We start from the raw sequence: 11,917 nt of genomic DNA, 5'->3' as shown, positions 1-11,917 counted from the left end.
CATTCTTCTTATTCGATAAAGGGAGGAAGCTCCTCCCTTTTGGCTAACTTCGCACTTCGCCTGGCTCTGGAATGGGTGTTTCCATACGAGTCAATGATTCTTCCAAGGGGCCTGGTTGTCCCAAACTTCCCTCCGGACGATTTAAAAGGAGAGGCTGACTACCAATGTAAGAAAGCGGATCAATTTCTTCCTCACCCAGATTCATATTCGATCGCTCTGCCACCATCTCCACATATTCGTAATCCGAAAAACCAAATGGTTTTCCTACCATACGAAATCCATACTTTTCATAGAAAGATTTGAGCCGTGCTTGAGAATGAAGATAAAAGCGGGTATATCCTTTTTGATAGCAAAATTGCAGGAGGTAAAGAAGCAAGTCATGACCATACCCCCGCCCCCGATACTCCGGTCGTATCGAGAGTCGCTCCAACTTCGCCACTTCAGGTAAATAGCGGATACGCGCGGTAAGAACCGGCTCTCCTTTGATTAAACCGATGACCTGCGTAGCAGAGAAATCATTTAGGTCAAATTCCTCCTGATAGGGGCAATGTTGTTCATGCATATAAACAATCGCCCGGACCATAAAAGCCTTTTGCCTCTCCTCTTCATTTTCTACTACCTTGATCACAAGCTCCCCTTGCTCTCTGAAACCCTTCTTTTCTTGCATGACGATCTGTTCAGATGAGGCGACAGCCGTTTCTTCTTGTGCTTCTACCACGGAATCTTCCAGTAATTCTCCTTCCGATAACCGATAAGTCCGCCCTTTCACTTGTACCGTCGGTGCCACCTCTCGAAAAGAACGCAAGATCTCTTCGATCACAACGGGAGCCATTCCAACCGCTCCATTACGAATCGCGGTAGCGGATACCTTGTCCACTCTTCGCACCGAGTAAGGATAAATCCAGCCAGACTCATCGTAAATCCGTCGGACCCACATTCCACCTAAATCACTGCCATGGATTCCATGTAAGCTTTTCTTCGGAAACATGGCTTTCACTTTACGAATGATGCCATAAAACCCTTCATGCAAATAGGTATCTGGATAAGAAAGCACTTCGATCTTCCCGGTGAGTCCTGCTTCCTCAATCGCCCATTCCATCATCCGTTTCCTTGTTTCAAATTCATAGAAGCGATTCCCCGTGGGGAAGTAATTGACATGGACATCCGCTTTGGGTGTCCGACCATAGACCCGCATCCCCGCGTGACGCTGAGCGATAACAATCTCGCCTCGATCCAAGGCATCTGCGTGAAGTTTCGGAATGACCGTAGAATGAATCAACACTTTCTCCAAGTTACGCTCTTCCATCGCTTGTTGGATAATCGCCAAATGGGTATTATGGAACGGATTAAACGTTCCGAAGAAGATCCCTACTCCCCCTTTGCGCGGGTAGAGGGAGCGCAAATCCGATAAGAGCCCCACACCAAACACCCAGCTACCAAACAACAATCCCGAGAGCAGAAAGACCGGCCGCATCCAGCCAATCCCAACCGCAGCTGCCGCTGTAACCACAATATTAAACGCCAGCCCCCATGCCACATTGCGGTTGATATTCCCAATTTCTCGATTGGCTAAGGTAATCGCAAAGTATTGAATTCCTTGAGATGCCGCTGTCGTCAATAGCGAAATCCCCCATACTCCCCCTAGAGCATCCGCATTGCTTGAGGTAATGACCCCACTGTAAAGGAAAGTATAAAAAACAGCCAAATTAAAGAGCCATTGTGAAAAAAAGCGTCCCACTCTTCCAGGGGTAACAAAGGCCGTTTTAAAACACAGCCACTCATCGATTTTATTGCTGATACGTGAATAGAAGGGAAGAAAGACGGCGACAAACAAGGAAACTCCCAGCAATCCAGCGTTCAACCAATCTTGACTTGGGTAAGCATACGCAAGGTACATGAGAACACCTACAAAGTAGCCCATTAACGTCGAAGTGCTCCTCGCATATGCCCAGAAACGAGTCATTTCTCTTCATCCTCTCTACAGCTTCCACCAGTAATTACTACTCTAGCGGGCTTTTATATTCTCTCTTCAAAACTTATTATATTTGTATAAAGAAAAGTGGCAACAGATTATTTTATCTTTATTTGTCGAATAGTAAAACTTTAATAATAGCTAATATTTTCTTATCCTTTTTACCCAATCCATACCCATTCCCATGAAATTTTCATCCCACTCGCTAGTTAATTGCTTTCTCCTGAGGAAACCTTATCGCATGGGGCTCGTCCTATGTAAAAGAAGAGCAGGCACCTGTCTCATGTAAGACAAGATGCCTGCTCTTTCGCTTCCTTGGTCCTATTGTGGTTAGGCTACTTAGAGAAAAGCGATTTTCCTCTTTTCTTCCGCACCGATACAGTAATCGCAGTAAAGGTGATGGCCGCCACAAAGATCATGATGTTTAAATATAAGCCTTCTGTCGTGAACATCAAGATAGGGGCAATCACGATCCCACCATATCCAGTGATCTCAAACGAGAACAATAGTTGTTTCCAAACTTTATACATATATTCTTTAAAATATAAATCCCCTGGAGTAAAAAGTTCGCGAAATAACAGGACAAATAAAGAGATCATCCAAACAATAAACACGAATATACCTAGCCAAGCGAACCCTGCAACCAATTTAGAAAAAAACTCTTGAATAATTTCCACAGTATCTTCTCTCCCTCTAATGTCTACAGATCATCATGGAGCCAGGACTACTCACCTACGGAGAAGTCCTCCCACCATCGATTCATCTCTTCTTCTAATTCTTGCTTCCGTTTTTCCAACTCTTCCTTCAGCTCTTCTTTCGCATCATCAAAGCGATCTTTCCACTCTTCAGTTGGTTGCTCACGCACTTCTCCCTGCTCCTCGACTGGTTTTTCTGCTTCTACCAGCGACTGATCAAATTCTTGTGCTGATTCGCCCACAAGCGAACGCTCCATGATTTCGCGAAACAGGACGGCCGCTGTCTGACTACTGGAGGAAGAAAGAGTGTGTTCGGCATCTGTTCGATCATACCCCAGCCAGACAGCTCCTACAAGAGTGGGCGTGTAACCGACAAACCAATGATCCCTATCTCCCGTAACACCTGCTGGACCCTCTGTCGTTCCTGTCTTACCGGCTACAGCATGCCCGGAAATAGTGGCCTTTCTCCCCGTACCTTCTTGTACTACCCCTTGTAGAAGGTAGGTCATCTCTTGCGCCACCTTTTCCGAAGTGACACGGATCGATTTATCCACCCATTGTGCCAATACGCGCCCTTCGCCATCTTCGATATGCCCGATGGCATGCCCCTCTCCGCGAACACCTTGATTAGCAAAAGCACTATAGGCTTCCGCCATCTGCAACGGAGAGGTTCCTTTCTCCATTCCTCCAAGAGCCAACCTTAGCCGATGTTCCTCTTCCTCCAAAGGGATGCCAAATCGCTGGACTGCATTCACACCTTGGCTCACACCCATCTCGTCCAGTAGCCATACCGCTGGTACATTGTATGAATGAACAACGGCATCCCACATCGTTACCTCTCCCCGATAGTGACCATCTGCGTTTTGTGGACGGTACCCTCCAATGTTTAGCGGTTCATCTGGCAGCGTTCCATAGATCGTATACCCCTGCTCCAATGCAGGCGTATAAACCGCAAGTGGTTTCATCGTGGAACTGGGTTGCCGTTGCAATTGAGAAGCGCGGTTAAAGCCACGAAAAACATGTTCTCCTCTACCACCCACAAGCGCGCGAATCCCCCCAGTAGCCGGATCGAGAAGGACCGAACTACTCTGCACCTGCTCCTCCGTCTTGCTATCCGGAAAAAAATCGTTATTGGCATAAACCTTCTCCATCGCTGTCTGCATTTGTGGATCCAACTCTGTGTAAATCGACAATCCACCTGCTAGAATTTCATTTTCTGTTAAGCCATACTCTTTTATGGCCTCATCAATAATGTAGTCCACATAGTAGGGATACTTGCCTTCGTAGGCATCGAGACGTTTGCCTTGTAGAACCAACTTTTGTTGTTGTGCTTGCCTGGCCTGCTCACTGCTCAGAAAATCTTGCTCCTCCATCAGTTGAAGCACTAGATTTCGGCGTTCAACCGCTGCTTGATCATCCTTAAAGGGGGACAAGCGCGAAGGAGCACGTAAGAGACCCACCAATAAGGCGGATTCACTTTCATCGAGCTCTGCCACTTCTTTGCCAAAGTAAATCTCAGACGCACGGCCAATTCCCCAAGCTCCTTCTCCAAAGTAGGTTGAGTTTAGATAAAGTTCGAGGATTTCTTCTTTCTCATAATGACGCTCTACTTTAAAAGCGTAGAGAGCCTCTTTAACCTTCCGTTCCATCGTTTGTTCATTACTAAGAAATACATTTTTAACGAGCTGTTGGGTAACCGTGCTTCCTCCCTGCTCGACTCCACCTGCAAAGAGGTTGCTCCAACTCGCCCGCACCAGTCCTACATAGTCGATACCCGAATGATAAAAGAAGCGCTGATCTTCTGTTGCTACAACCGCTTGCACCAAGTGAGTGGGAAACGTCTCATAAGATGCCCACTCCACTTTCGTCGCCGAAATTTCAGCCACTTGTTTGCCATTTTTATCGTAGATGGTGGTGGGCTTTGCATCCAGCTCTTCTAAGGCATCCAGTGGTAGAAAGAGCAGTAGGACTTGCAATGTAAGAAAAAGCAAAAAGAATAGGCCAGTTAATAATAAGGAAAGCTTCCCCCACCAAGCGCGTTTCCACAGCCACGTTATCCATTTTTTCGGCGATAGTGAAGAAGATTTCATGAGCAACCACACCTCCTTTCCATGGTCCGACTCCACCATACGTATGTTTTACACGCTCCCATTATTGCTATCATTTTGGGGACAAGAAGATTTTCCGCCACTCTGCTTAAAAGAGGAACTTAGTTTGCTATTCTATCATATTTCCCATTTGCGTACCTTCGGCACACCATGAAACATAGGAACAATACTGACAGCTTCTTCCTGGATGGGGTGGATAAGAAATAGCTTCATCTTCTTCCTGGAGATGCTTCGCCTTCGCTTGCCATTCCTCCTTCGCCTGCCGTACCCACTCCTCATCAATCACAAAAGTAACCTCTTCATTGGGCGTCAAGAAATAGAGGGTCGCTTTGGAAATTGAGATTCCCCATACTTCCTGAGCAGCTAACACATAGAGCTGAAGCTGTGCGAAGTAATCGTTTGCGGTAGCGTTTACTTCACTCTCTCTAATCGCATTCGTCTTGTAATCGACCAATTCCCATTCGCCCGAAGGCAATCGTTGCAAATGATCAATCACTCCTTCTACTTCAAGAGCACCGATGCGATAGAAAAAACGCTTCTCCACTTGCACTTCCATCCCTTCATCTTCCCGGTAAAAACGGCTTTGCAGAAAGGGACTTACCAATGGTTGAAGCTGCTTTTCCACCTGCGCCTGCTTTGCCTCGTAAGCAAATTCAGAGATCACATGAGCAATCATTTCGCGCCCCTCATCCATCGTTTTCTCTTGATCTATGGTGAGTAACTCCAGCACACGGTGGACCATCGTCCCTTTGACACTGGCTGGCAGAAGGGAAGGGTCGCTTGTTTCTAGCGCACGGCTTCTCTCTTCTTCCGGCCACTGCAAGAGGGAACGAAAATAATAGTGACGAGGGCACTTCTGGTAATTCATCAGCTCCGTCACACTAACCGGAATGGTATCAGCAATGGTAAATCCACGTGGCATCATCGCTAATGGCAACTCAGGTTGCTGAGGCAAGGCGGAAGCCTCGGAGAACGAAGAGGAATTGTCTTTTACAGGAATCGGGTCATCTGACGGCTGAACCTGCTCTTCTTTCTGCGATATGGAGGCTTTGCTTTGCAGAAGATTGGCTCCTGACCGATCAAGAGATTGCCCTTCTATGATCCGATCCAACCAAGAACGAGAGGCCGGCTCACCCTCACTTTCGCTTGCTTCCCCCTCTGTCGGCACACAGATACGTACGGGTATTCCCTCCTGGAACGGCCACTTTCTCTGTTCCCAATCCATGTGTTCATACCCGATGATCGCATCCAACCACTGACTCCATGTTCCCGCCGAGAGCAGTGGTTGCCCCGCTTTTTTCTTATACGGCTTGGGCACACCACTTAGTACCAACCTTTTCTCGGCACGGGTTAGTGCCACATAAAGGAGGCGGACATTTTCTTCCTGTTCCCGTCGCTCATGAACTTCTTTTACTTTCCGATAGCGATAAGAAGGCACCACCTCACCCTCCACATCTCGCAAACAAAGTGCCACTCCCCTCGTTGGGTCCAAGATAACCTCTGCGCTCGCGTGATGCAGCTTTTGCGACAAGTCAGGAACGATAACAAGAGGGAACTCTAATCCCTTCGATTGGTGAATGGTCATGACTTGCACACTGTTTTGGGATTCCATCGCGACCGGGGCCTCTGTCTCCTCCGCAAAGAAGCGCCGCTGTTCGATAAATTGCAGAAAAGCATACAGCGAATATTGATCTGTGGATGGTCGTGCACGGGCGAGCTGAAGCAACTTATCCAAATTGGCCTGCGCACGATTCGCACCTGGCATCGACCACAAAACATGGCGATAACCGCTTTCATCCAGTAACCAGTCCAGCCACTCCGCTAAGGGAACACGCCCTAAGCGATGCTTCGCCTCCTCACACAAGGAGGCGAAGCGACGTAGTTTCTCTTTCTCTTCCGTCGCTAGACTCATTGCTGTCAGCATCTCGTCTGTCCACTTATACCGCCTGTCCGTTCGCGCAGCTAGTTCGATCAACGTAGAATCAGACACCGCACAAAAAGGAGAGCGCAGTATTCCTACGAAAGCGAGCACATCGCTTTCATCCATCAGATAGTGAAGAAAATGAAGGACATCCCAAATCTCCTGTCGATCGAAAAAGCCACGCCCTCCCACCACTTGATAAGGAATTCCTCTCTTCTGTAGCGCTTGTTCATAGGTTTTGATATGGGTCATCTTCCGTAGGAGAATCCCTACTTGGCCGGGATTTCCTCCTTCTTGCATAAAGGTGGCCACGCGAAGCGCAATCCGCTCTGCTTCTTCTTCCTGGTCGGATCGTGCTTTCTCCCTCTCCTCCGCTGGAGGAATCGGTAGGTATTCGATTCGCATCCCGTTCTCTTCCTCAATAGGATGCTTTCTGGTGGGTGCTTCCACCGGCTCGTACGCCATGGTCGATGACAACTCTCCCGCCATTAAAGGCGGAAAAAAATCGTTGATGAATTGAATCAAAGTAGGATGTGAGCGGAAATTGGTCGCTAGCTTGATCTCTCTCCCGCCACGCGCTTCGATTTGTTGTTTCTCTTGCTGAAAAAGGGAAACATCTGCCCCACGAAAACGATAGATCGATTGCTTAGGGTCCCCCACCACAAACCATTTACCCGCTATCCCCTCTTCTTCTCCAGCGGATCGAATACGATCGAGTAGAAGTTTTTGTTGTCGATTGGTATCCTGATATTCATCTACCATCAAATACTGGACTTGATTGGCAATCGAACGACAAATAGACGGGTACTCTTGTAACAAGGTAGCGAAGCGCCCCTGCAATTCATCAAAATCAAGGACGTTCTGCTCTTCTTTCTTCTGTTGGTAGTGTGCACCCGCCTCTTCCATCAAGTGCAGCCACACTTTGAGGGCAGCCGTCTCTTCTGCTAACGTTTCCTGTTCGCGCAACAGAGGGAGTAGCTCGGCTACTTCCTGTTTCAGCCTTTCATGAGGTGTGGCAATTTCCACCTTCTTGCCCCAATTTCCTTTGAGGTAGTTGGCTAGTTCTTCTATCAAGGAGAGCCATTCAGGAGAGGTTTGGGCCTGTTGGAACGACTGCTCTACTTCTGACCACCACTGCTGAAAAGCCGAAACTCTCTTCCCACCCTCTATCTCGCACAAAGCATGGGCGAGGGGAAAAAGAGCAGAAGTACGTCGCTGTTGCTCCTCTTGTATTTGCTCTTGAACCTCTTCCAAATCCGTCAACGTACGCTCTCTCCACTGCGTCAAGGTCCAGCCACTGCTCGACCAGGCTTGTACACTCTCACAGAGGGTAGCCATCGCCTTCTGTTTTCCCCAAGCAATCACCGTACGCTGTAGAAAAGCCTTCCCGATATCAAAAGGAGAGGGGGCAGACTGAAACAACATCGAGAGAGCTAACTCTGCCGCACGTTCGCGTAACTGCCGTGCTTCCGCTTCCTCAAGCACAGAAAATTGCGGGTCTACTCCGGCTTCCAGTGGATACTGTAGAAGCCAATAACGACAGAAAGCATGAATGGTCGTCACGCGCGCCCGCTCAAACTGACCCAGTAACTGCGCCCATTCCTGTACACCCTCTTCCTCTCCTCTGGTCTGACACTCTTCCATCCGAGCCCGTATGCCATCACGAATCCGTTTTTTCATTTCGGTTGCTGCTTTTTCAGTAAACGTGATGGCCACCACACGATCCAAGATGGCGATATCCTGACGATAACGCTCCAATAGATTAAGGTAGCGCTCCACCAATACCCGCGTCTTGCCTGAGCCCGCTCCCGCCGAAACAATGCAGTCGCGATCCAAGGTAGAGACCGCTTCCCATTGAGCCACTGTTAATTGGGGCTTCTCACTCATCTCCCCCTCCCCCTTTCTCCTGCAATTGCACGCGACAAATCCGGCGATGGGGACAATGCGCCGGACACTCCCATGTCGGTTGAACGTAAAAGTCTCCCTCTTCAATCCGTTCCAATTGCTTACTCAAGTGGTTCCCTATCCCTTGCAAGATGGCGTCACGTTCTTTCTCTTCGACGAGGCTCCCCACTCGTGGATGAATCCCAAAGCGAGAGGCCGCCTCCTTGCGCCAAATTCCTTTATTGCGATTGTTGGTTGGTGGTTTCCCATCCTTCATGCGCCCGCCTTCAAAATAGGCAACCCCAATCGCTTTTTCTTTGTCCAGATTTAACCCCCTTTGTATCGCCCACAAATAGAGGGGCAATTGCACATCCATTCCGATAAATATGTGCTCACGACTCGGCGCAGTGCCTGATTTATAGTCCAGCAGGGTATAAAAGCCCTCTTCATCCTGGTCCACTCGATCCACCTTGCCCCGCAAACGAATGGATTGCGTCGGCGTCAACGGAATTTCAAGCGGTGCCGATTGCGAAGCGGGATCCACTTCGCCACGCTTCCTCTTCTCCTCATCCACCGCTTGTCCAAAAGACCACTCCAAGTAGCGTGGTCGCACGGACACCGCTGGCTTGCGCCACGCCAAATCATGCTCCACCATCGACCGGAGCCGTTGACGCAAGCGACCCACTTCCACCTGTCCTTCGAAACTCTGAGGAGGAATATCATGGGTATGAGTCACCTCTTCCCAGGTAGACATCAGCAGTGCTTCCAATCGCTCCAGTGCACGTTCACGGTCTTCTGCTGTTAACACTTCTTCACGGTAACCGTCCCAGAAGCGACACAAGATGCGATGCAATATTTCTCCACGCTCTAGGGGAGAGAGTCCAGCAGTAGACTGCGCCGATTCGAACAGCCCCAGCTTTCGGGTCGCCAAAAAATGAAAACGGCAACGAGAGAGCTCCCCTAGCATGGAAGCGCTCCAGATGCGTTCGTGCCATCCAGTAAGGGAGAGCTGACCGCTCTTCTCCGGTTCCAAAACGCCACTATAGGGAGAGGCCATCGCCTGCGCACGTTTGCGCTCGATGTGAATCCGCTCGAAGAGACTTGGCAACCATGGTGGGTCGGAAACACCTAGCTGCTCCAAGAGCATGATCGATGTCCTTAGTTCAGAGGGCACTGGGGCATCAACCGTCCTCTGTGCACACAGGGCGAGAGAACGCTCGGCCCCTCGTCGAAGCGACAAGCATTCCTCGCTGGTGGGAGGAAGCAAGTGAGACAAACCCGCATCGTTCGTGGTCATACGGGTGCCACTTATGACTCGCTCTACCTCTTCTAAATAAAGAGAGGGCAATTGCTCTCTCCCCTCAGCCGTTCGATTGGGGTAAGAAAGCAGGACAACCTCCCTCCCAGCCACCACACTGGAGAAGAACGGATAGCGCTGCCGTTGGCGTAACTCCTCTGCAGTGGATAGATGAATTCCTTCGTTACGCAGTCGCAAGCGTTCCTGATCCGGGACAAGCCAATCATCCCGATACGGACGGGGCCAACTCCCTTCCACACATCCGAGCAAGCAAACCATGCGAAACGATTCACTCCGCACCTGGTTAGGGGATAGGAGACGAATGCCACCCCGTCTACCTGGCCTCGTCTGCACTTCAACACGCTCTGTCAAGCTCTCCAATCGCCGCTGCACTTGGATCAACGTCACACCCTCATCCGCTGAGTCGCTTTCCACAAACGCTTCCCACTCCACCATCACTTGGCGCAACGCCTGCCACGCTCGTACCTCTTCCAAATAAAAAAGCGTGCGTGCTGGATCGTTTAATGCCTGTGGATCTGGCTGAGGTTTTAACGGTGCCAACCACTCATGCATCGTAGCCAGCCAATCATCCCACCCCTGCCGTTCCGGTAGGAAAAAAAGCCAATCGCTCACCTTCGTGAGCCGGTCCAGTGCTTCCTGTTCCCTCTCTATCTCTCCTTGTCCTTCTGCATCTCCTGGAGCATTTTCCTCGGCGACAGCAGTTAAATGGATGTCCATCCGTAGAGAGGCAATCGCATCTGTTAGCTCTGTTCGTGTTCGCACTTCTTTGAGTTGCGGAACCCACTTTTTCCACACCGCTGCAATTACAGGATTGCTCCAAGGAAGAGAGGGATTCTCTAATAGACGCTCCAGAAACCCTCCCGTCCCTTGCCTGAAGCGCATAGCGTGAAGAATCATCTGCATAAAAGGATGAAAGCGTAGGGTCACCTTTTGTGCCTCCGCCATCGGTAAGTCCGCTTTAGTTAAATAATGAAATAGATGAGGTTCATACTTTTCTCTGTCTGCTACAACCAACGCTACATCGCTTAGAGAAGCTCCCGTTCGGATGAGCCACTTTTTTACACGTGCAACCACTTGTTCTACTTCCTGTTGCCTCCCCGAAGATGCAACCACTTCAACAACTTCTTGCCCTTCCATTGGCTCTGGGCTTGCTTTAAATAAGGAGTCATCTAAGTGAATGAGCGACTTTTCTTTCTTTATCCTCTGTTGCGTGTCCATCTCAATCTGTTGTAGAAAAAAGCCACGCTCCCGCAAATGATGGACCGTTCGTGTGGTTTCAGCAAAAAGTTGGGGTCTTTTCTCATCCCACAACAAATGCACATCCACCTGTACGCCAGCGGTCACCAGTTGGATGAGTAGTTGCTCCTGCAGTGGCGATAAATCATGAAAATGCTCTAACACGACACATTGTGGTAACATCAACTGATCGGTTCGAATGGCCTCAATCACCAATCGATACGGCTCTTCATGATCCCAGCGATTGGATTGTGTCAATTCCGCTTGATAAGCGTGATAAACCGCCACCAGCTCAGGGTACTTCGTCTCCTGTTGGTTCCACAATTGTTGTAACCGCTCCGGTGTCACACCCGCCCGTTTCAACTCACCAATAAGGTGTTCCATACGTTTTAACCAGCTGGAGCTCTCCTTCACCTGCGCAAAATAATGAAGCGGTTGAGTGGAATCACTCGCTGCCTTTTCGACTGCTCGTTGCAATACGAGCTCTTGTTCGATCACCGTCATCAATCTACCTACAGTAGGAGAGAGAAGGCGCACCCACTGATCAAACGTTTGCACGTGTACTTCCCGATCTTCCGCTAGCGGTTGCGACGATAAGCGATGCTCCAACTCTCGCATCATGCGTGCTACTGGAACAATATAGTCGACTCTTCCCTCTGTACGCCCCCAAAGGCTCATCCAACCCATACCGACACTTCGATCTTGTACGGGATGAAGATAAATCGTACCCGCCACGCTTCATCCACCCTTTCTGTATCCATTCGTCCCGTTCGCCTTACATAA

General features: G+C 49.4%; 5 protein-coding genes. All 5 read right to left on the bottom strand.

Going from position 1 to position 11,917, the window contains the following annotated elements:
* Positions 1–43: 43 nt before the first annotated feature.
* Positions 44–1,963 carry a GNAT family N-acetyltransferase gene (locus AC6RGY_RS01420; RefSeq protein ID WP_499859115.1) on the bottom strand — a complete coding sequence of 640 codons (1,920 nt, stop codon included), beginning with the start codon at positions 1,961–1,963 and terminating at the stop codon, positions 44–46.
* A 344-nt stretch (positions 1,964–2,307) separates the two neighbouring features.
* Positions 2,308–2,649, bottom strand: a complete 342-nt coding sequence (locus AC6RGY_RS01415) for a hypothetical protein (RefSeq protein ID WP_499859113.1) — start codon at positions 2,647–2,649, stop codon at positions 2,308–2,310.
* Between the two features lie 47 nt (positions 2,650–2,696).
* Entirely contained in the window at positions 2,697–4,757 is a 2,061-nt protein-coding gene (locus tag AC6RGY_RS01410) for a transglycosylase domain-containing protein (RefSeq protein WP_499859112.1), read from the bottom strand.
* Between the two features lie 127 nt (positions 4,758–4,884).
* On the bottom strand, positions 4,885–8,583 hold the full coding sequence (locus AC6RGY_RS01405; protein WP_499859110.1) for a UvrD-helicase domain-containing protein: 3,699 nt from the start codon (positions 8,581–8,583) through the stop codon (positions 4,885–4,887).
* Positions 8,576–11,869 (bottom strand): PD-(D/E)XK nuclease family protein, encoded by a 3,294-nt coding sequence (locus tag AC6RGY_RS01400; protein WP_499859108.1) that lies wholly within the window; start codon positions 11,867–11,869, stop codon positions 8,576–8,578. Before AC6RGY_RS01400 ends, AC6RGY_RS01405 begins: the two co-directional genes overlap by 8 nt.
* Positions 11,870–11,917: the final 48 nt, after the last annotated feature.

The sequence above is a fragment of the Mechercharimyces mesophilus genome (genome assembly GCF_059818345.1).
The sequence above is the reverse complement of the archived record's forward strand: the minus strand, read 5'-3'. Positions and strand labels throughout refer to the sequence as shown.

Excerpts from the sequence above, each read along its gene's own strand:
- AC6RGY_RS01420 (WP_499859115.1), bottom strand. The coding sequence starts at position 1,963 with ATGACTCGTTTCTGGGCATATGCGAGGAGCACTTCGACGTTAATGGGC.
- AC6RGY_RS01410 (WP_499859112.1), bottom strand. The coding sequence starts at position 4,757 with ATGAAATCTTCTTCACTATCGCCGAAAAAATGGATAACGTGGCTGTGG.
- AC6RGY_RS01405 (WP_499859110.1), bottom strand. The coding sequence starts at position 8,583 with ATGAGTGAGAAGCCCCAATTAACAGTGGCTCAATGGGAAGCGGTCTCT.